The organism is Massilia yuzhufengensis (genome assembly GCF_900112225.1).
GTDB classification, from domain to species: domain Bacteria; phylum Pseudomonadota; class Gammaproteobacteria; order Burkholderiales; family Burkholderiaceae_D; genus Telluria; species Telluria yuzhufengensis.
In genome coordinates, this window is the sequence record NZ_FOLD01000027.1 from 26,388 (window position 1) to 45,635 (window position 19,248).

Annotated in this window: 16 protein-coding genes; 5 read left to right on the forward strand and 11 right to left on the reverse strand. The window is 65.2% G+C overall.

Going from position 1 to position 19,248, the window contains the following annotated elements:
- Positions 1 to 77: 77 nt before the first annotated feature.
- From astB to BM031_RS19275, 6 genes are all read right to left on the reverse strand, one after another.
- On the reverse strand, positions 78 to 1,421 hold the full coding sequence (gene astB / locus BM031_RS19250; RefSeq protein WP_091876175.1) for an N-succinylarginine dihydrolase: 1,344 nt from the start codon (positions 1,419 to 1,421) through the stop codon (positions 78 to 80).
- Between the two features lie 3 nt (positions 1,422 to 1,424).
- Positions 1,425 to 2,906 (reverse strand): succinylglutamate-semialdehyde dehydrogenase, encoded by a 1,482-nt coding sequence (gene astD, locus BM031_RS19255; protein WP_177207823.1) that lies wholly within the window; start codon positions 2,904 to 2,906, stop codon positions 1,425 to 1,427.
- Complete coding sequence (astA, locus tag BM031_RS19260) at positions 2,899 to 3,945, reverse strand: arginine N-succinyltransferase (protein WP_091876177.1); 1,047 nt, start codon at positions 3,943 to 3,945, stop codon at positions 2,899 to 2,901. The genes astD and astA overlap by 8 nt, the downstream gene beginning before the upstream one ends.
- Positions 3,946 to 3,956: 11 nt before the next feature.
- The gene (locus BM031_RS19265; protein WP_091876178.1) at positions 3,957 to 4,985 is read right to left on the reverse strand and encodes an arginine N-succinyltransferase; all 1,029 of its coding nucleotides are present in this window, start codon (positions 4,983 to 4,985) and stop codon (positions 3,957 to 3,959) included.
- A gap of 84 nt (positions 4,986 to 5,069) precedes the next feature.
- Positions 5,070 to 6,311, reverse strand: a complete 1,242-nt coding sequence (gene astC, locus BM031_RS19270; protein WP_091876179.1) for an acetylornithine/succinylornithine family transaminase — start codon at positions 6,309 to 6,311, stop codon at positions 5,070 to 5,072.
- A 303-nt stretch (positions 6,312 to 6,614) separates the two neighbouring features.
- Complete coding sequence (locus tag BM031_RS19275; RefSeq protein WP_091876180.1) at positions 6,615 to 7,556, reverse strand: GlxA family transcriptional regulator; 942 nt, start codon at positions 7,554 to 7,556, stop codon at positions 6,615 to 6,617.
- A 207-nt stretch (positions 7,557 to 7,763) separates the two neighbouring features.
- On the opposite strand from BM031_RS19275, the gene BM031_RS19280 reads away from it, so the two are divergent.
- From BM031_RS19280 to BM031_RS19300, 5 genes are all read left to right on the forward strand, one after another.
- The gene (locus BM031_RS19280) at positions 7,764 to 8,186 is read left to right on the forward strand and encodes a MarR family winged helix-turn-helix transcriptional regulator (RefSeq protein ID WP_229409043.1); all 423 of its coding nucleotides are present in this window, start codon (positions 7,764 to 7,766) and stop codon (positions 8,184 to 8,186) included.
- Positions 8,183 to 8,464, forward strand: a complete 282-nt coding sequence (locus BM031_RS19285; RefSeq protein WP_091876182.1) for a hypothetical protein — start codon at positions 8,183 to 8,185, stop codon at positions 8,462 to 8,464. The genes BM031_RS19280 and BM031_RS19285 overlap by 4 nt, the downstream gene beginning before the upstream one ends.
- A 53-nt stretch (positions 8,465 to 8,517) precedes the next feature.
- Positions 8,518 to 9,351, forward strand: a complete 834-nt coding sequence (locus BM031_RS19290; protein ID WP_091876183.1) for an HDOD domain-containing protein — start codon at positions 8,518 to 8,520, stop codon at positions 9,349 to 9,351.
- Between the two features lie 260 nt (positions 9,352 to 9,611).
- On the forward strand, positions 9,612 to 11,315 hold the full coding sequence (locus BM031_RS19295) for a DUF1800 domain-containing protein (protein ID WP_091876184.1): 1,704 nt from the start codon (positions 9,612 to 9,614) through the stop codon (positions 11,313 to 11,315).
- A 9-nt stretch (positions 11,316 to 11,324) separates the two neighbouring features.
- A complete protein-coding gene (locus BM031_RS19300) occupies positions 11,325 to 12,725 on the forward strand; it encodes a DUF1501 domain-containing protein (protein WP_229409044.1) in 1,401 nt (466 codons plus the stop codon).
- A 641-nt stretch (positions 12,726 to 13,366) separates the two neighbouring features.
- Here the strand turns inward: BM031_RS19300 and secF are convergent.
- From secF to queA, 5 genes are all read right to left on the reverse strand, one after another.
- Positions 13,367 to 14,389: a protein translocase subunit SecF gene (gene secF / locus BM031_RS19305; protein ID WP_091876185.1), complete on the reverse strand. Its 1,023-nt coding sequence runs from the start codon at positions 14,387 to 14,389 to the stop codon at positions 13,367 to 13,369.
- Positions 14,390 to 14,391: 2 nt separating this feature from the next.
- Complete coding sequence (secD, locus tag BM031_RS19310) at positions 14,392 to 16,281, reverse strand: protein translocase subunit SecD (RefSeq protein ID WP_091876186.1); 1,890 nt, start codon at positions 16,279 to 16,281, stop codon at positions 14,392 to 14,394.
- A gap of 65 nt (positions 16,282 to 16,346) precedes the next feature.
- A complete protein-coding gene (yajC, locus tag BM031_RS19315) occupies positions 16,347 to 16,679 on the reverse strand; it encodes a preprotein translocase subunit YajC (RefSeq protein ID WP_091876187.1) in 333 nt (110 codons plus the stop codon).
- A gap of 300 nt (positions 16,680 to 16,979) precedes the next feature.
- Complete coding sequence (tgt, locus tag BM031_RS19320; protein ID WP_091876188.1) at positions 16,980 to 18,119, reverse strand: tRNA guanosine(34) transglycosylase Tgt; 1,140 nt, start codon at positions 18,117 to 18,119, stop codon at positions 16,980 to 16,982.
- Positions 18,120 to 18,132: 13 nt separating this feature from the next.
- On the reverse strand, positions 18,133 to 19,155 hold the full coding sequence (gene queA, locus BM031_RS19325; protein ID WP_091876189.1) for a tRNA preQ1(34) S-adenosylmethionine ribosyltransferase-isomerase QueA: 1,023 nt from the start codon (positions 19,153 to 19,155) through the stop codon (positions 18,133 to 18,135).
- Positions 19,156 to 19,248: the final 93 nt, after the last annotated feature.

The window sequence follows — 19,248 nt, forward strand, 5'->3', positions numbered from 1 at the left end:
CTTTTCAATCCGGGCGCGCCAATCCGTTATTAGAACATGCCGTGCGGGCCAGGTCACCCCGTCGCGCACGGCCCCGTTCATGCAAGGTCGTACAGGCCGGGCAGGCCGAGGATGCGTTCGAGTTCCTCGAGCGCCGCGGTGCATTCGAGCGCCAGCTGCGGGTCGGCCAGGTCCTTCGGCTCGACCCGGTCGCGGTAGGTTTTTTCGACCCAGGCCGCCAGTTGTGCGTACAGCGTTTCCGTCATGATCACGCCCTGGTGCATGGCGCTTGCTTCGTCGTCGGTGAGGGCCACGCGCAGGCGCAGGCAGGCCGGCCCGCCGCCATTGCGCATGCTCTGGCGCAGGTCGAATTCCACCAGCTCGTCGATCGGGCCGCCGCCGGCCACCAGGCTTTCCAGGTAGCGCGACACGGCGGCGTTCTCGCGGCATTCGTGCGGCACCACCAGCGCCATGCGGCCGTCCGGCTTGGTGAGCAGCTGGCTGTTGAACAGGTAGCTGGCCACCGCATCGCCCACCGGCACCTGGCTGGTGGCCACCCGTACCGGCGCCAGGTCGGTGTCGACGCCGGCCAGCGCGCGGCGCAGCGCGTCGACGGTGGCAGCTTCATCGGCGAAGGCCTGCTCGTGGTAGAACAGCACGTTGCCGTTGCCGACCGCGATCACGTCATTGTGGAACACGCCCTGGTCGATCACGTCCGGGTTCTGCGACGCGAACACGGTGCGCGCCGGGTCCAGGCCGTGCAGGCGGGCCACCGCCTGCGAGGCTTCCAGGGTCTGGCGCGCCGGGTATTTTTTAGGGCTTGGCGCCGAGGGGTCGAACTCCACCCGCCCATACACGAAGAACTCGACGCCGGCCGCGCCGTGCGAGGCGGCGAAGCGGGTGTGGTTGGCCGCGCCCTCGTCGCCGAAGGCCGGCACCGGCGGCAGCGCGTCGTGCACCACGAAGCGGCTGGCGTCGCCAAAGATGGCGCGCAGCGTGCGGGTGGCCTGCACGTGTTCTTCCGAGCGGTGCAGCTTGTTGTTCAAGTTCGCCGCCGTGAAGTGCACGCGGCCGTCCTGCGAGTCGGCCGAGGGGCTGACGGTGGCCGCGTTGGCGGTCCACATCGGCGCGGCCGACCAGGCGCAGGCCAGCACCACGGGCGCCTCGCGGAAGGCGCGCGCCAGCACGTCGGCGTCGGTGCCGGAAAAACCGAGGCGGCGCAGCAGCCGGAAGTTAGGGCGCGCCTGCGGCGGCATCACGGCCTGGGCAAAGCCGCGTGCTTCCAATGCCCGCATCTTGGCCAGGCCCTGCAGGGCAGCCTGGCGCGGGTTGGCGCTGCTGCGCACATTGCTGAACGAGGCGACGTTGCCGAACGAGAGCCCGGCATAGTTGTGGGATGGGCCAACCAGGCCGTCGAAGTTGAATTCGCGAGCGGTACGCATACGTTAGAAGCTCAGTCCCGGCGACAGCTTGGCCGGCATCTCGAGGGCGGCCGTCTCGATCGAGGCGACCGGGTAGGCGCAGTAGTCGGCCGCGTAATACGCGCTCGGGCGGTGGTTGCCCGATTTGCCGACGCCGCCGAACGGCGCCGAGCTGGCCGCGCCCGTGGTCGGGCGATTCCAGTTGACGATGCCGGCGCGGGCGCGCACCGAGAAGCGCTTCCACAGTTCTTCGGACGGCGACAGCAGCGCCGCTGCCAGGCCGTATTCGGTGGCATTGGCCACCCGCAGCGCTTCGTCGAAGTCTTTTACGCGGATCACCTGCAGCAGGGGGCCGAACCACTCTTCGTCGGCAATGCCCTGCACGCCCGTGGTGTCGACGATGCCGGCGGTGACGAAACCGGCGTTCGGGTCGGGCTGCTTCATCTGCAGCAGCACCTTGCCGCCCTTGGCGGCCATGTCGGCCTGCGCCTGCACCAGGCGCGCGGCGACGGCGCTCGATACGACAGGGCCCATGAAGGGCTGCGGCTCGGCGTTCGACGGGCCCACCTGCAGGGTCGCTGCGATTTTTACCAAACGGTCAAGAAACGCCTGCCCTTGCGGGCTGTCCTGGATGACCAGGCGGCGCGCGCAGGTGCAGCGCTGGCCGGCCGAGATGAAGGCCGACATCACCGCGTGGTGCACGGCGGCGTCGATATCCTGGGGGGTGTCGTTGAGGTCCCACACCACCAGCGGGTTGTTGCCGCCCATTTCCAGCGCCAGCATCTTGCCCGGCTGGCCGCCGAACTGCTTGTGCAGGGCGGCGCCGGTCTGGCTGCTGCCGGTGAACAGCACGCCGTCGATCTGCGCTTCCTGGCCCAGCACGATGCCGGTCTCGCGGCCGCCGTTCACCAGGTTCAGCACGCCCTTCGGCAGGCCGGCCTGTTCCCACAGCTGCACGGTTTTCACCGCAGTGCGCGGCGCGTATTCGCTCGGCTTGAACACCACGGTGTTCCCGGCGATGAGGGCCGGCACGATGTGGCCGTTGGGCAGGTGGCCGGGGAAGTTGTAGGGCCCGTACACGGCGAACACGCCATGCGGGCGGTGGCGCAGCACGGCGTTGCCGTCGGCGACCTTGTTGCTGGCCTCGCCGGTACGCGCGCCGTAGGACTGCACCGAGATGTCGATCTTGGCGGCCATGGTCGCCACTTCCGTGCGCGCTTCCCACAAGGGCTTGCCCACTTCCTCGGCGATGATGGCGGCCAGCTCTTCGGCGTGCTCCTTGAGCAGGTCGCGAAAGCGCGTGGCGATGGCGATGCGTTCTTCCAGCGGCGTCAAGGCCCAGGCTTCGAAGGCGCCGCGCGCCGCGTTCGCCGCACGCGCGACATCGTCCGCGGTGGAGCCGTTGCTGGTCCAGGTCTGGCGGCCGGTCGACGGGTCGATGGTGGCCAGCTCGGCGCCGCTGCCGGCGAGCCACTCGCCGGCGATGTAGTTCGACAGGTTAGGCATGCGCATTCTTCCTTACGTTGAGGGGCAGCGTTCGTACGTCGTCGCCGGCCTGCACGTGCAGCTGCGACAGCTCCTGGGCCGACAGCGCGACGTGCTTGGCGCCGGGTACGGCGCGGGTGAGGATCATCCGGAAATCGGCCAGCTTGGTGTTCGATACCAGCAGGTGCTCGGTCTCGCCTTCCGGCACGCCTTCGGAGGCGACCGCCAGTACGCTGTCGCGCACCGCGCGCAGCTCGGACACGCGGCCCTGCAGCACCGGGCCGGCGTCGAAGATGTCGACGTAGCCTTCGTAGTGCATGCCTTCGCGTTCCAGCAGCTTGCGCGCCGGCTGGGTCGAGGTATGGACCTGGCCGATCACGTCGCGCGCCGATTCCGGCAGGTAGTCGACATATAGGGGCTGGCGCGGCATCAGTTCGGCGATGAAGGATTTCTTGCCGATGGCGGTGAGGCCGTCCACATGGTTGAAGTCCATCTTGAAGAAGTGGCGGCCCAGGCCTTCGTAGAAGGGCGAGACGCCGTTCTCGTCCTGGTAGCCGCGCATCTCGGCGATGATCTTCTCGGTGAACATCTGCTGGAACTGGGCGATGAACAGGAAGCGGCTCTTGGACAGCCACTTGCCGTTGAAGCCCGCGCGGTACTGGGGCAGCAGGAACAGCGAGCACAGTTCGGTCGAGCCGGTGAGGTCGTTCGACAGGTACAGCGTCTCCATGCGCGTGAACACGTCGAGTTCGCGGCTGCAGTGCACCAGGGTGCCGATGCGGTAGTTGTAGAACGGCTCGGTGAGGCCGACCGCGCCCTTGATGGCGCATACGCCGGCGATGCTGGCGGCTTCTTCGCCATTGGCCGTATGCTCGAGCACGAACATGTAGTCGCGCTGCTCGGGCGGGATGGTTTCATTGAACGAGGCCACCGCGGTATCGACGCGGTCGCCCAGCATCTTGCGGTCGGGCTTGAGGGTGGTCATGCCACTGCCGGCCTGGCGCGCCATCTCGATCAGGGCGTCCAGGTCGGAAGTTTGTACTGCACGGATAACGAGCATGGAGTCCTCTCTCAGATGCGCACGCAGGTGACGCTGTCACCCACGGATACGCCCAGCGCCTGCTGGGCGTCGCGCGACAGGCAGATGGCCTGGGCGGAGTCGGCCGATGGGCAGGCGGCGATGACGGCGCGGAAGTTCTGTTCGGTGCTGGCGACCGCGTACGTTACCAGTTCGTCGCTGCCGGCGGCGCGCCCGGCGTTTTCCACCTGGCGCAGGTGCGAGCCGTTGAAGGAGCGCAGCGAATTCTTGTGGGCCTGCAGGATCGGGCCGCCGTCGAAGATGTCGATGTATTCGTCGGCTTCGAAGCCTTCCTGGGTCAGCAGCTTGAAGGCCAGCTCGCCGCTCGGGTGGATCTGGCCCAGCGCGGCCTGGGCGTCGCCGGGCAGCAGCGGCACGTAGACCGGGTAGTGCGGCATCAGCTCGACGATCAGGGTGCGGTTGCGGGCGCCCTCGATGACGCGCTCGGCCTCGAGGAAGTCCATCTTGAAGAACTTGCGGCCCAGCGCATTCCAGAACGCCGACTGGCCGTCCTGGTCGGTGACGCCGGCCAGCGGCACGAAGAAGCGGTCGCCGAAGCGCTGCGGCGCCAGCACCGCGTACAGCAGGCGCGCGCGCGACAGCAGGGCCGCCTCGCTGCCCGCGCTGTCGCGGTTGCGGATATAAAAGCCCGACAGGTGCGAGTAGGCCGTCAGTTCGGAGCACAGCGTCAGGGCGTGCACGCTGTGGCTGATGTTCAGGTCGCGCGAGACCTGCTGGATCACGTCGTTGCGAAACGCGAAATAAGTGCCGTTCGATCCGGCCGACGCATGGATCGACGAGGTGCCCACCACCTCGCGCGTGCGCAGGTCTTCCAGCACGAACTGGTAGGACTCCTCGCTCGGGATGTCGACGTGGGCGGCGAACGAAGCGATGGAACGCTCGACCGCCGCATTGATGGCTTCGCGCGTGCGCGGCAGCGTGTGGATGCCGGGGAGCGACACCGCCCCCAGCGCCTCGAGGGCGCCGATATCCCCACGTTCAACCGGTCGGACTACATACATGCGGACTCCTGGAAAGCGTACTCGAACTCAAACGGCGCAGCCGGCCCCACCCTGTCGGGCGGGCCGGCCGCGGCCAGGCATGCATCAGGCGGCGATGAAGGCCTCGACGGCCGCGCGCATCACGCGGTCGGCTTCCGCGATGTGCTCGTCCGACACGATCAGTGCCGGCGCCAGGCGCACCACGTCGGGACCGGCGATCAGCAGCATCAGGCCCATCTTCTCGGCCAGCTTGGTGTAGTCCTTGGCACGGCCCTTGAAGTCGCCCGCCATCGGCAGGCCGATCAGCAGGCCCTGGCCACGCGCCTTGCCGAACACCTGCGGGTACTCGCTCGAGAGCTTCTCGAGGTTGGCGAAGATCTTGGCGCTGGCTTCCTTGACGCGGCCCAGGAAGGCTGGGGTGTTGATGGTCTCGACGACCTTCAGGCCGACGGTGGCCGCCAGCGGGTTGCCGCCGTAGGTGGTGCCGTGCGAGCCGACGCCGAAGTGCTGGGCAATCTCTTCGGTGGTGAGCATGGCGCCGATCGGGTAGCCGTTGCCCAGGGCCTTGGCCGAGGTCAGGACGTCCGGGGTCACGCCGGTGTCCATGTAGGCGTAGAAGGCGCCGGTGCGGCCCACGCCCGACTGCACTTCGTCGAACACCAGCAGCGCGCCGGTGGCGTCGCACAGTTCGCGCAGCGCTTTCAGGAATTCCTTGTCGCCCGGGATCACGCCGCCTTCGCCCTGGATCGGCTCGACGATCACGGCCGCGACGTCGTCAGTGATCGCGGCGCGCGCGGCCTCGATGTCGTTGTACGGGATGTGGTTGATTTCCTGCGGCAGCGGCTCGAAGCCTTCGGTGTACTTCGGCTGGCCGCCGACCGATACGGTGAACAGGGTGCGGCCGTGGAAGGACGACAGGCAGGACACGATGCGCGACTTGTGCGGGCCGAACTTGGTGTGCGCATATTTACGCGCCAGCTTCAGGGCCGCTTCATTGGCTTCGGCGCCCGAGTTGCAGAAGAAGGCGCGGTCGGCGAAGGTGGCTTCGGTCAGCGCGCTACCCAGGCGCAGTACCGGCTCGTTGGTGTAGCCGTTACCGAGGTGCCAAAGGGTGTTGACCTGCTTGGTCACCGCCTCGACCAGGGCCGGGTTGCAGTGGCCCAGGCTGGAGACGGCGATGCCGGAGGTGAAGTCGAGGTAACGCTTGCCTTCCTGGTCCCACACTTCCAGGCCCGCCGCGCGCACCGGCACCATGGCGGCCGGAGCGTAGGTCGGGACGAGGACTTCGTCGAAGGTCTGCCGAGTGACAGGCCGCGTGGTGACACCCGAATCAAGCTTTGCGTTCATGGCTTCTTCCTCATCAATAGTCGGTTGTGCGCGGCAGGAGGTCCGCGCAGGTTCGAGCCATTATAGGAAGGCCACCTGACAAGTTCTTGCAGAAGTGCGACAGGGTTTTTCGTTTTTAGTCGGAGAAAGATTGTGGGAATGATAAGGGGTGGGTTGATGCATGGCCAGCACCTCGCTGACAGGGAGACGGCCTCGTCCGTTAGCCCGTCGTACCGGCGCAGGCCGGTACGACGGATCGAAGGGACGGGTGGAAGGAGGCGATACCGCGTGCGGCGACAGGGTACGACATAGGGCGACAAAACCTTATTGCCCCAGCTTCCTCTGCCGCTCCTCCCTCGGCGTATTCCCAAACAAAGCCCCGAACGCCGTCGAAAAATGCGAGCCCGATGAAAACCCGCACATCAGCCCCACCTGCACGATCGAATTATTGGTTTCCAGCAGCAACTTGCGCGCCCGTTGCAGGCGCAGTTCCAGGTAGTAGCGCGAAGGCAGACTGCCCAGGTATTGCTTGAACAGGCGTTCCAGCTGGCGCCGCGAAATGCCCGACAGCTGGGCGATATCGTCGGTCGACAAGGGCTCTTCGATATTGGCCTCCATCAGCGCCACTGCTTCGGTCAGCTTGGGCTGCAGGGTGCCGAAACGGGCCTGCAGCGCCACCCGCTGGCGCTCGTCCTTGCCGCGCACGCGGTCGACGCACAGGATTTCCTTGACCTGGGCCTGCACTACCCCGCCGAACAGCATCTCGACCAGGGTCAGCGCGAAGTCGATGCTGGCGGCGCCGCCGCAGCAGGTCAGGCGGTTGCGGTCGAATTCGAACAAATTGGGTGTGAACAGGGCCTGCTCGGCCAGCGCATTGGTGTCGGGATACAGGGCCCAGGGCAGCGCGGTGCGGATGCCGTGCAGGGCGCCGGCGTCGGCCAGCCACAGCACGCCGGCGCCGACCCCGCCCCAGAAGGGCGCGGCGCGGCAGCGTTCGACGAGGGCGCGGGAGTTGGCCGGCTTCAGTGCAGCCTCGGCCTCGTCGGCCACCAGCAGCACCAGGTGCCAGTGGCGCTGGGCGTCGGCCATGAACTTGTCGGGGCTGCGCACGTCGACGTGCAGCAGTTCCGGGCCCAGCAGCTTGGCCGCCAGCCGCAGCGGCTGGACCAGGCCGGACCAGGTCAGCATGTCCGGCTCGCCCGCATTCACCAGCAGCACGCGCAAGGGCTTTTCCTGTGCCAGCGGGGACAGGTCAGCAGGGTGCATCGGAACGGGCGGGCGGTGTCATTCTGAGGTCGGGCTTGGCCCGGTGGGTCGCATCGCCGCTATCATACCGGAGAACAAATGCGCAGACTTGGGGGGCGGGCCAAGCCGCCGTTCGCATGCGTTTGTCGGAAAAGCCTTGGCAGGCAGCTATAATCCTGCCCCATGGGGGAACGATATTTAAAGAGCGTGCGGTTGCTGGCCGAGTGCATGCAAGGCTTCGAGCGTTTTTCCGGCGAATCGGTGCGCCAGCACGGGCTGACCCACGCGCAGTTCGATATCATTGCCACGCTGGGCAATACGGCCGGCATGAGCTACAAGGAACTGGGCGAGCGCACCCTGATCACCAAGGGCACGCTGACCGGGGTCATCGAGCGCCTGGAACAGAAAGGCCTCGTGGTGCGCGAACGCAGCAATGACGACAAGCGCTCGTTCTTCGTGCGCCTCACCCCAGCCGGCGAGCAGATGTTCGGCGATGTGTTCCCCAAGGTGGTGGCGCATGGCAAGCGGCTGTTCACCGGCTACGGCGACGCCGAATTCGATGCCCTCGACGCCGCGCTGGGCAAACTTCGCGACCAGGTCGCCGCCGGCGGCGTCCCCCCTCATCCATCACAAGCAAAGGAATCGCCTTGAAAACTTCCCTGATCGACGGCAAGAAGCCCGCCCATTTCGACACCCACATCATCGGCAACATCCTGCTGGACGTTGCACCCCTGGCAGAAGTGAAAGAGGAAGCGATGCTGATCGGCGTGCGCAACGAAGCCGGCGAGATCTACCGCCTGATTGGCGCAACCAAGCTCAACAGCTTCATGAACGCGGTCGAGGAACTGCTCGACCTGGGCCTGGAAGACGAGCTGCAGGATACCGAAGAGCAAAAAGAAGGCTGCGACGCCATCTTCGGCGAGGCTTGATGCCGCAAGGCAATCTCTGCAACCCGGCAATGCATTAGGGGTATAATTTTTCGATGGACCGACTCTCTGCCCTCAAGAGCATTGCCGCCGAGGCTAGCCGCGGCGACCTCAGCTTTCCGACCAATGTCGACGCCACGCTCAGGCTGCAGCGCGCCTTGGGCGAGCCCGACTGCCACACCGAGATGGCGGCGCGCCTGGTGCAGGCCGAACCGCTGCTGGCGGCGCGTACCGTCGCCATCGCCAACTCGGTCGCCTACAACCGCGCCGGCCACGACGTCACCAATGTGCGCGCAGCAGTGCAACGGGTCGGCTTCCGCACCCTGGGGGCGCTGGCGGCCTCGGTCATCGTGCGCCAGCTGGCCAGCGAGATCAGCGACCCCGGCCTGCGCGCCAAGGCCGACCAGCTGTGGATCCACTCGGCCCACGTGGCCGCGCTGGCCCAGGTGATCGCGCGCCGCGTCTCCTTCGTCGACCCGGAAACCGCGATGTTCGCGGGCATCGTGCACGAAGTGGGCGGCTTCTACCTGCTCTCGCGCGCCGAGGAATTCCCCGACCTGGTCGAGGGCGGCGCCGACGAATGGATCGAGCATGGCGAAGTGGCGATTGGCCGCGGCGTGCTGCTCAAGCTGGGCGTGCCGGTGCCCGTCATGGGCGCGATCGAGGCACTGTGGAACGGCATGCGCGCGCTGCCGCCGGAAACCCTGGGCGACACCCTGCTGCTGGCCAATGACCTGGCGCCCTTCCCTTCCCCGCTGCACCAGCGCCCGGGCGCCACCACCCAGGCCAGCGCCGCCACCATCGACTTCACCACCGGCCATGGCACCCTGGCGCAGATCCTCGCCGAATCGGCCGAGGAAGTGAAGAGCCTGACCACCGCCCTGCTCTGAACGGACAAAAAAAATGCCCGCTTGAAAGAGCGGGCAAAGTCCAAAACTAGGGATGTCCTGAAAGAGACAGTTCCACTATATTTCCCCTGCGCTGGCGCATCGGTGCGCTGACTCACTTATGTCGCCAATTAACTGTTAGCAATCGTTCAGCGCCAGCGGGCGCTTCCGGACCACGTAACATCAGTTACGACTTTCTCGTTGCTGCATGGCGGAAAATTGCTTAGGATCGTAAATACTTTCCGATAGCCAACCCCGACACCATGGCCCACTCCGACTCCACCATCGCAGGCAGCGATCACGCCGTCTCGACAGCACCTGCGGCCGCGGCGACCGCCCTGCCGCTGGCTCTACTTTCGGCCTGCGGCGGCGGCGCCACTTCCCCGCCTGTGTCGGCGCCGCCATCAGGGTCGACGCCGCCGCCGCCCCCTCCGGTGGCCGGACCTACCGCTGCGGAAGCGTCGCGTTTCCTGTCCCAGGCCTCGATGGGCGCCACCCGGGAACAGATCGCCCGGGTCCAGTCGCTCGGCTATGCCGCGTGGCTCGACGAACAGATCGCGCACCCCGCCTCCCCGACGCGCTGGGACTACCTGGTGGCGCGGGGCTTGAATGGACCGGCCAACAAGAATGGCGAAGCCGGCGCCGACGCGGCGATCTGGCGCAAGTTGCTGTCTTCTCCCGACACCCTGCGCCAACGGATCACCTTTGCCTTGTCGGAAATCCTGGTGACGTCGATTTCCGGCTTGAGCGGCGGATGGAAGGCCTTTACCGCTGCCGCCTTCCTGGACCTGATGGAGGCGGAAGCCTTCGGCAATTACCGTCGCCTGCTCGACAAGGTTTCGACCAGCGCGGCGATGGGCGAATACCTGACCTACCGCGGCAGCGTCAAGTTCCGGGCCAGCACCGGCGCGCTGCCGGACGAGAACTATGCACGCGAGCTGATGCAGCTATTCACCATCGGCCTGGTCACGCTGAACCTGGACGGCACGCCCAAGCTCGTGGGCGGCCAACAGGAAGAAACCTACGGGCTGGACGACATCGCCGGCCTGGCGCGGGTGTTCACCGGCTGGAACTACGACCTGGCCGGCGCCAATACCGACACTCCCGACTACAAGCGCCGCCCCATGACGGTGAATGCCAGCGCCCATGAAACGGGAACCAAGATTTTCCTGGGCAAGACGATCGCGGCCGGCACCAGCGGCGAAGAGAGCCTCAAGCAGGCGCTCGACACGATCTTCGGGCATGCCAACGTGGCGCCGTTCGTCAGCCGCCAGCTGATCATGCGCCTGGTCTGCAGCAACCCTTCCCCGGCCTACGTCACCCGGGTGGCGACGGTGTTCAACAACGACGGCGCCGGGGTGAAGGGCAACCTGGCAGCCGTCGTCAAGGCGATCCTGCTCGACAGCGAGGCGCGCTCGTCGCCGCTGGTGTCCGACCTGCGCTTCGGCAAGCAGCGCGAGCCCATCCTCCGGCTGGCGGCCTGGGCGCGCGCCTTCAAGGCTGGCTCCGCCAGCGATGCCTGGGCCATCGGAAACACCTCGGACCCCGCTACGCGCCTTGGCCAGAGCCCGCTGCGCGCGGCCAGTGTCTTCAACTTCTTCCGTCCCGGTTACATGCCGCCCAACAGCGCCGTCGCCAGCGCCGGCATGGTGGCGCCGGAATTCCAGCTGACCAACGAGTCGAGCGTGGTCGGCTACATCAACTTCATGCAGGGTGTGGTCAGCCGCGGGGTGGGCGACGTCAAGGGCGATTATGCAAGCCTGCTGCCGCTGGCCGACAGCGCCCAGCAACTGCTGGACGAACTCAATCTCGTCTTGGCCGCAGGGCAGTTGTCGACAACCACGGTGTCGCTGCTCAAGGGAGCCATCGACGGCATGCCGGCCGGGACCGATGCAGCGCGGTCCAACCGCATCCATGCGGCGCTCACGCTGGTCATGGCAGCGCCCGAATTCATCATTCAAAAATAGGAAGCAGCCATGGCCATCAAGCACCAACATCCTGCGTCGCGCCGTGCCTTCCTGAAACGGGCCTCGGCCCTGTCGGTGGCCGGCGTGGCCGCTCCCTGGGCGCTCAACCTGGCCGCGATGGCGGAGGCATCGGCCGCCACAGCCGGGGACTACAAGGCACTTGTTTGCGTGTTCTTGTACGGAGGCAACGATTACGCCAACACCCTTGTGCCCTACGACCTGGCCAGTCACACGGCCTACCAGCAGATGCGCCCCGGTTTTGCCTACGCCCGCGCCAGCCTCGATGCAAACGTGCTGCAATCGGCCACCGCGCCGCTGGACAGCAGCGGTGTCGCGCACCAGTATGCGCTGGCGCCGGAACTGGCGCCGCTGCTACCGCACTTCAATGCCGGCAATATGGCAGTCATGCTCAACGTTGGCACCCTGATACAACCAACATCCAAGCAGCAATACCTCAACCGTTCGGTCAAGCTGCCTCCCAAGCTGTTCTCGCACAACGACCAGCAGTCGGTCTGGCAATCGTCATCGCCAGAGGGTGCAAGCTCCGGCTGGGGCGGACGCATGGGCGACCTGTTCGAAGCCGGCAATGGCAACGCAACCTTTACGTGCGTTAACGTGTCCGGCAATGCCATCTTCATGTCGGGAAAGTCGGCGGTGCAATACCAGGTCTCGAGCACCGGTTCAGTGCCGCTGGCCGGTATCAAGTCGCCGCTGTTCGGATCGGCTGCCGCCAGCACTGCCCTGGCGACACTGGTGAGCCAGCCGCGCGCCCACCTGCTGGAGAACGAATACACGCGCGTGACGAAGCGTTCGATCGACGCCGACAGCATCCTGACCGGCGCACTGGCCTCGTCGCCGGCGCTGGCCACGCCTTTCGCAGCGGGCAACAGCCTGGCCAGCCAGCTGAGCATGGTGGCGCGGATGATCTCCGCCGCACCCAAGCTGGGCGCGAAGCGGCAAGTGTTTTTTGTCTCGATGGGTGGCTTCGATACACACGACAACCTGCTTGGCACGCATCCGGGCCTGCTGTCGAACCTCGCTTCGGCGCTCGCTTCGTTCCAGGCCGCCACCGTCGAACTGGGCATGAGCGAGCAAGTCACGACGTTCACGGCATCGGATTTCGGCCGCACGATGGCGGGCAACAGCGATGGCTCCGATCACGGCTGGGGGAGCATGCACTTCGTGCTCGGCGGCGCCGTCAAGGGCAAGCGCTTCTATGGCAAGGCCCCGGTCGTCGCCAACGGCGGCCCCGACGACGTGGGCCAGGGCCGGCTGTTGCCGACCACGTCGGTCGACCAGTTTGCCGCGACCCTGGGGAAATGGCTGGGCGTGTCCGATAGCGAACTGCTGGCCATGCTGCCCGGACTGTCCAACTTCGATGCCGGGGTGCGCAATCTCGGCTTCGTCTGACCCCTGGCAAGGGCGAGGTCGGCGCCCATGCTGGAGGCCAAAAAAAACCCGCTCGAACCGAGCGGGTGAAGTCCAAAACTAGGGATGTCCTGAAAGAGACAGGTCCACTATAGGCCGTCGGGCTGACGCACTCGGTGCGCCACTTAACCGTGGCACCAAGGTTTCTGCTGGCCAATGTGTGCCGGAACGATACGCAGGGTAGTAGCCCACGCTACCGCCACAGGATTGCTTTGCCAGCCAGATCACTGTTGCGCGAAGCTCGGGTTTTGCCATACAGGCTCTTCCCTTCCCATGACAACCATGTCTCCACCGCGCCGCCGCTTCCTCGTCCACGCCATGGCTGGAGCCGGGCGGCTGGCGCTCAAGCGCCAGGTCGACCCGGCAGGCAGGTTCTCCAACGAGTTGTGGACGACGTATCTGTTGGACATTTAAAGCAGGCAAAAAAAACCCGCACCGGTAAGGGAGCGGGTTGAAGTCCAAAACTAGGGATGTCCTGAAAGAGACAGTTCCACTATAAGGATCGTCCTACCCTACCTCTGTGCGTTACCGCACGAAATCGCCGATTTTGTCACATCGGGTTTGATTAAATGTAAAAAAGCCGCCGCGGCAGGGCCGGGGCGGCTTTCTTCAACGGGGTGGAATCAGACCACGGCGCCGTCGGTCTCGTCCTTTTCCTTGACCGGCTTGACCAGGTCTTCGCGCTTGACGCCCAGCCACATGGCCAGCGCGGCGGCAACGAACACCGACGAGTAGATACCGAAGCAGATGCCGATGGTCAGCGCAATCGCGAAGTTGTGCAGGGCGTGGCCGCCGAAGAACAGCATCGACAGCACCATCAGCTGGGTCGAACCGTGGGTGATGATGGTACGCGAGATGGTGCTGGTAATCGCGTGGTCGATCACTTCCGGCACCGTCATCTTGCGCTGCTTGCGGAACATTTCACGGATCCTGTCGAAGATGACCACCGATTCGTTGACCGAGTAGCCCAGCACCGCCAGGATCGCGGCCAGCACCGTCAGCGAGAATTCCAGTTCGAAGAAAGCGAAGAAGCCGAGGATGATGACGACGTCGTGCAGGTTGGCGATGATCGCGGCGACCGCGAACTTCCACTCGAAGCGGATCGCCAGGTAGGCGACCACGCCGACGATCACCATCAGCAGCGCGTTCAGGCCGTTCTGGGCCAGCTCTTCGCCGACCGCCGGGCCAACGTATTCGACCCGTTGCAGGCTCACCACTTCCTGGCCGGCGGCGTTGACGCAGCTGGTGCGGTTGACCGTTTCGCCCTTTTCGGTGGTCACTTGCGTCACCTTCGGCGTGCCCTGTTCGGACACGCAGACGGCGTTGAAGGCCTTGTCCGAGGTGCCGGCCTGGGCCTGGCCCTCGACGATCGGCAGGCGCAGCAGGACGGCCTGCGCGGTGCCGAAGCTGGTCACTTCAGGCGCTTCGTAGCCGACGCCGCGCAGCGTGGTACGGATCTTCTCCTGGTCCGCGGCATGCGGGTAGTGCAGTTCCATCACGGTGCCGCCGGTGAATTCCACCGAATAATGCAGGTTCTTGGTCACCAGGAAGAACACCGCCGCCAGGAAGGTCACCGCCGAGATCACATTGAGGATCAAGGCATGGCGCATGAACGGGATGTCCCGTTTGATCTTGAAAAATTCCATCGTTATTCCTGAGGTACGTTTTGCTTGTTAGGCGTGAAGCCTTCTTTCCAGACCGTGCCGATCGAGATGCTCGTGAGCTTCTTCTTGCGGCCGTACCAGAGATTGAGGAAGCCACGGGCCACGAACACGGCCGAGAACATCGAGGTCAGGATGCCGAGGCAGTGCACCACGGCGAAGCCGCGGATCGCGCCCGAACCGAAGATCAGCAGCGCCAGGCCGACGATCAGGGTGGTGACGTTGGAATCGAAAATGGTATCCCAGGCGTGCTTGAAGCCGGCGCTGATGGCAGTCTGCGGCGCGGCGCCGGCACGCAGTTCTTCGCGGATACGCTCGTTGATCAGCACGTTGGCGTCGATCGCCATGCCCAGCGCCAGCGCGATTGCCGCGATACCCGGCAGGGTCAGGGTGATCTGCATCATCGACAGCAGGGCCAGCAGGAACAGCACGTTGGCCGCCAGCGCCAGCGCACTGAAGAAGCCCACCAGGTGGTAATACAAAATCATGAAGATGGCGATCGCCACGAAGCCCCACACCGTGGAATGCAGGCCGCGCTCGATGTTCTCGGCGCCCAGCTGGGGGCCGATCACGCGTTCTTCGATGAATTCCATCGGCGCCGACAGCGCGCCCGAGCGCAGCAGCAGCGCCAGTTCGTTCGCGTCTTCCGAGGTACCCATATTGGTGATCTGGAAGGTCGAACCGAGTTCGCTCTGGATGGTCGGGGCCGACAGCACGCTGTACTTGCCCTTTTCCTTCAGCAGGATCGCCATGCGCTTGCCGACGTTTTCGCGGGTGGCCTGGCGGATGCGGCGGCCGCCGTCGCCGTTCAGGTCGAGCGAGACGGCAGGCTGCTGGTTCGAATCGAAGCTGGCGACGGCGCTGGAAATATAGTCGCCGGTCAGGATGATGTCTTTCGACACCACGATCGGGGCGCCGCGGCCCTCGAGGAAGAGTTCCGAGTTCAGCGGGATGGCGGCCGACTGTTCGGTGCCAGGCGTCACGGTGCTGTCGACCATGCGCAGTTCTAGGGTGGCGGTGCGGCCGATGATGTCCTTGGCGCGCGCCACGTCCTGAACGCCCGGCAGCTGGACGATGATGCGGTCGGCGCCCTGCTGCTGGATCAGCGGCTCGGTGGTGCCCAGTTCGTTGATACGCTTGGACAGGGTGGCGATGTTCTGCTTGACGCCGTCTTCGACGGTGCGGCGCAGCGCTTCGGCCTTGAGGGTGACGACCAGCTTCAGGTCGGTGCCATCGGCGGCATCGGCAAAGGCCAGGTCGGGCATCTGCGAGGCCAGCGCATTGCGCGCGGCGCTACGGGTAGCGGCGTCGCGGAAGCGCACTTCGATGCTGTTGCCGGCGCGGTCGATGCCGGCGTGGCGGATGTTCTTGTCGCGCAGGTGGCTGCGCACGCTGGCCTGGATGCCCTTGACCTTGGTGTCGAGCACGGCCTTGCCATCGACCTGCAGCAGGAAGTGCACGCCGCCGCGCAAGTCCAGGCCCAGGTTCATGGGCTTGGCGTTGATCGCCTGCATCCATGCGGGGGTGTTCTTCACCAGGTTGACGGTGACGATGTAATCGGGATTGTCGTGGTCGCGGTTGAGGTCGCGTTCCAGCGCCAGCTTGGCCTTGAACTGGGCGTCGGTGCTGGCGAAGCGCGCGCGCACCGAGGTGCTGTTGCCGCTGCCTTCGAGGGAGACCCCGGTGGCGGGAACGCCGGCGCGCTTGAGCGCATCCGCGACCAGGCCGGTAGTGGCGCTGGTGATATTGACCGTCGATTTACCGGTGGTGACCTGCAGTGCCGGCGATTCGCCGAAGTAGTTCGGCGCCGTGTACAGCGCGCCCAGCAGGAGCGCGACGGCGATCAGTAGATATTTCCAGACGGGATAGCGGTTCATAGTGTTCCAGCGTTCAATGTTGAGCACGGTGCGGCCCCGGGGGGCCGCCGCATTGTGCTAACTGCTTACAGGCCTTTCAGGGTGCCTTTCGGCAGCAGGGTCGTCACTGCATTCTTCTGGACCACGATTTCGGTACCGGTTGCCACTTCCAGGGTCACATAGGTGTCGGCCACCTTGGTGACGCGGCCCAGGATGCCGCCGGCGGTCGCCACTTCGTCGCCCTTGGCCAGCGCGTCCATCATCGCTTTCGCTTCACGCTGCCGCTTCTGCTGAGGGCGGATCATGAGGAAGTACATGACCACGAACATCAGGATCAGCGGCAGGAAAGTCGTCATGCTACCCAGGATGCCAGGGTCAGCCGCAGTCGTGGTTTGCGCGTACGCGTTGGAAATGAACACAAGAACTCCGATTGTGAGATTAAAAAAATAAGCGGTGTATTCTAGCACCGGCAGTGCGGCGCGAGCCAATCTGGAGGTATGTAGGTTTGCAATTCCTAATTGCAAGATGTTGGCGGAAAAATAAGGTGGGGGTGTTTACGTGGGTTGGTGGGTTGCGAAGAACTTGGGTTCCGGCCTGCGCCGGAACGACGGTTTTGAGGCTAGCGCAGAGAACGATGTCTCTTTTTCGACCACCTACGCCAGCACGTCGTCCCGGCGCAGGCCGGGACCCAAATTTGCACGCTGCAAGTTAGCGTTCACTCACACCCCACGACCCCGGTCCGCCGCAAACCTGATCCGAAACGCGTTAAACCCATCCGCATCGATCGCATCGCGCATCTCCTGCATCAGCTTCAGGTAGTAATGCAGGTTGTGGATCGTATTGAGCCGCGCCCCCAGGATCTCGTTCGAGCGGTGCAAGTGATGCAGGTAAGCGCGCGTGAAGTTCTTGCAGCAGTAGCAGTCGCAGGACTCGTCCAGCGGCGCCGTGTCTTCCTTGTAGCGCGCATTCTTGATCTTCACGTCGCCGAAGCGCGTGAACAGCCAGCCGTTGCGGGCGTTCCGGGTTGGCATGACGCAGTCGAACATGTCGACGCCATTGGCCACGCCGTCCACCAGGTCTTCCGGCGTGCCGACACCCATCAGGTAGTGCGGCTTGTTTTCCGGCAGGCGCGGGCCGACGTGGGCCAGGATGCGCTTCATGTCTTCCTTCGGCTCGCCCACCGACAGGCCGCCGATGGCCAGGCCCGGGAAGTCGATGTCTTCCAGCCCGGCCAGCGATTCGTCGCGCAGGTGCTCGTACATGCCGCCCTGGACGATGCCGAACAGCGCGTTCGGGTTCTCGCCGCCCTTGAATTCATTCATCGAGCGCTGGGCCCAGCGCAGCGACATGCGCATCGATTTCGCCGCTTCGTCGGCCGTCGCCGGACGGCCGTCGATTTCATACGGCGTGCATTCGTCGAACTGCATCACGATGTCCGAATTCAGCGAACGCTGGATCTGCATCGAGATTTCGGGCGACAGGAACAGGCGCGAGCCGTCGATGGGCGAGGCGAACTTCACGCCCTCTTCGGTGATCTTGCGCATCGCGCCCAGCGAAAACACCTGGAAGCCGCCCGAGTCGGTCAGGATGGGGCCATCCCAGCCCATGAACTTGTGCAGGCCGCCGAATTTATCGAGCACCTTGGTGCCCGGGCGCAGCCACAGGTGGAAGGTGTTACCCAGGATGATCTGCGAGCCCACGTCCTTCAGTTCGGTCGGGTCCATCGCCTTGACCGAGCCATAGGTACCGACCGGCATGAAGATCGGGGTTTCGATGGTGCCGTGGTTGAGCTTCAGGCGGCCGCGGCGCGCGTGCGACAGGCCGCTGGTGTCTTTTTTAAGCAGGGTAAATTCGAGCATCGGGTATCTACTATTAACGTGAGGTCGTGGTCAGCAGCATGGCGTCGCCGTAGCTGAAGAAGCGGTATTCGTTGGCGATCGCATGGGCATAGGCCTTGCGGATGGCCTCATAGCCGGCAAAGGCCGACACCAGCATCAGCAGGGTCGACTTGGGCAGGTGGAAGTTGGTCACCAGGCGGGTGACCGTCTTGAAGGTATAGCCCGGCGTGATGAACAGCGCGGTGTCGGCGCTGCCGGCCAAGAGCTCCCCCGTCTGCGAGCCCGACTCCAGCGCGCGCAGGGACGTCGTGCCCACCGCCACCACCTCGCGGCCGGCAAGCTTGGCCGCGCGCACCGCATCGACCGTCTCCTGCGGGATGGTGTACCACTCGGTATGCATCTGGTGCGCCGACAAATCCTCGACCCGCACCGGCTGGAAGGTGCCGGCGCCGACGTGCAGCGTCACGTACGCGAACTGGACGCCCTTGGCCGCCAGGCGGTCCAGCAGCGGCTGGTCGAAGTGCAGGCCGGCGGTGGGTGCGGCTACGGCGCCCGGCTCTTTCGAATAGACGGTCTGGTAGCGCTGCTCGTCGAATTCGTCCGCGCTGTGCTCGATGTAGGGCGGCAGCGGCAGGCGGCCATGGGCCTCGATCAGGTCGAACACGTCGCCTTCCAAATGCAGCGTGAAGAATTCGCCGGCGCGCTCGCCAGTGACCACATCGAAGGCGTTGGCCAGGCGGATGCGGTTGCCGGGTTTGGGCGACTTGGAGGCGCGCACCTGGGCCAGCACGGTGCGGTTGTCCAGCACGCGCTCGACCAGCACTTCCACCTGGCCGCCGGTTTCCTTGACGCCGAAGAAGCGCGCCTTGAGCACGCGCGTATTGTTCATCACCAGCAGGTCGCCCGGCTGGAGCTGGTCGACGATGTCGGCGAAATGGCGGTCCGTGATGCGGTCGCCATCGAGCTGCAGCAGGCGCGACGCGCTCCGGTCTGGCAGCGGCAGCTGCGCGATCCGCTCTGGCGGCAGGTCGAAATCGAAATCGGAAAGCGAGTACATTGTTGTCAATTCTGGGAAAATGGGTGCTGACAGCCTTACAATAGAGGCTACAGTGCGTGCGGCGAACCCTCTATTTTACGCCAGCAAAGCCCG

Excerpts from the sequence above, each read along its gene's own strand:
- astC (WP_091876179.1), bottom strand. The coding sequence starts at position 6,311 with ATGAACGCAAAGCTTGATTCGGGTGTCACCACGCGGCCTGTCACTCGG.
- secF (WP_091876185.1), bottom strand. The coding sequence starts at position 14,389 with ATGGAATTTTTCAAGATCAAACGGGACATCCCGTTCATGCGCCATGCC.
- BM031_RS19300 (WP_229409044.1), top strand. The coding sequence starts at position 11,325 with ATGGCCATCAAGCACCAACATCCTGCGTCGCGCCGTGCCTTCCTGAAA.
- BM031_RS19280 (WP_229409043.1), top strand. The coding sequence starts at position 7,764 with ATGCAAGGCTTCGAGCGTTTTTCCGGCGAATCGGTGCGCCAGCACGGG.
- astA (WP_091876177.1), bottom strand. The coding sequence starts at position 3,945 with ATGCTCGTTATCCGTGCAGTACAAACTTCCGACCTGGACGCCCTGATC.
- BM031_RS19290 (WP_091876183.1), top strand. The coding sequence starts at position 8,518 with ATGGACCGACTCTCTGCCCTCAAGAGCATTGCCGCCGAGGCTAGCCGC.
- BM031_RS19265 (WP_091876178.1), bottom strand. The coding sequence starts at position 4,985 with ATGTATGTAGTCCGACCGGTTGAACGTGGGGATATCGGCGCCCTCGAG.
- tgt (WP_091876188.1), bottom strand. The coding sequence starts at position 18,119 with ATGCTCGAATTTACCCTGCTTAAAAAAGACACCAGCGGCCTGTCGCAC.
- BM031_RS19295 (WP_091876184.1), top strand. The coding sequence starts at position 9,612 with ATGGCCCACTCCGACTCCACCATCGCAGGCAGCGATCACGCCGTCTCG.
- secD (WP_091876186.1), bottom strand. The coding sequence starts at position 16,281 with ATGAACCGCTATCCCGTCTGGAAATATCTACTGATCGCCGTCGCGCTC.
- astD (WP_177207823.1), bottom strand. The coding sequence starts at position 2,906 with ATGCCTAACCTGTCGAACTACATCGCCGGCGAGTGGCTCGCCGGCAGC.
- BM031_RS19275 (WP_091876180.1), bottom strand. The coding sequence starts at position 7,556 with ATGCACCCTGCTGACCTGTCCCCGCTGGCACAGGAAAAGCCCTTGCGC.
- astB (WP_091876175.1), bottom strand. The coding sequence starts at position 1,421 with ATGCGTACCGCTCGCGAATTCAACTTCGACGGCCTGGTTGGCCCATCC.
- queA (WP_091876189.1), bottom strand. The coding sequence starts at position 19,155 with ATGTACTCGCTTTCCGATTTCGATTTCGACCTGCCGCCAGAGCGGATC.